The 494-nt window shown below is 37.9% G+C and carries 1 protein-coding gene; it reads left to right on the top strand.

Features of this window, described 5'->3' with window-relative positions; genetic code table 11:
- The coding region (locus ACXAHM_RS26350; protein WP_474967069.1) for a nitrilase-related carbon-nitrogen hydrolase at positions 1-494 on the top strand (494 nt) is incomplete at both ends.

The raw sequence follows: 494 nt of genomic DNA, 5'->3' as shown, positions 1-494 counted from the left end.
GAGAAATTAGTACGTGAGGCAGCATCAAAAGGTGCTCAAATTATTTTATTATCTGAATTATTCGAAACACCTTATTTCTGTTTACAACCAAACGAAGATTATTTCGAATTAGCGAAGCCAGTTGAAGAAAACGCAGCGGTTAAGCACTTCCAAAAAATAGCTAAAGAATTAGACGTAGTATTACCAATCTCTTTCTATGAGAGACAAGGTCATGCGAGATATAACTCTATCGCAATTATCGATGCAGATGGAGAAATTTTAGGAGTTTATAGAAAAACACATATTCCAGATAGCCCTGGTTACTTTGAGAAATTCTTCTTCAACCCTGGAGATACAGGATTCAAAGTATGGGATACAAAATATGCAAAAATTGGTGTAGGTATCTGCTGGGATCAGTGGTTCCCAGAAACAGCTCGTTCAATGGCGTTAATGGGTGCAGAAGTATTATTCTTCCCAACAGCGATTGGTTCAGAGCCACAAGATGCGAACTTGAT

The sequence above is a fragment of the Flammeovirga sp. AWQ4_249 genome (assembly GCF_056161045.1).
The sequence above is the reverse complement of the archived record's forward strand: the minus strand, read 5'-3'. Positions and strand labels throughout refer to the sequence as shown.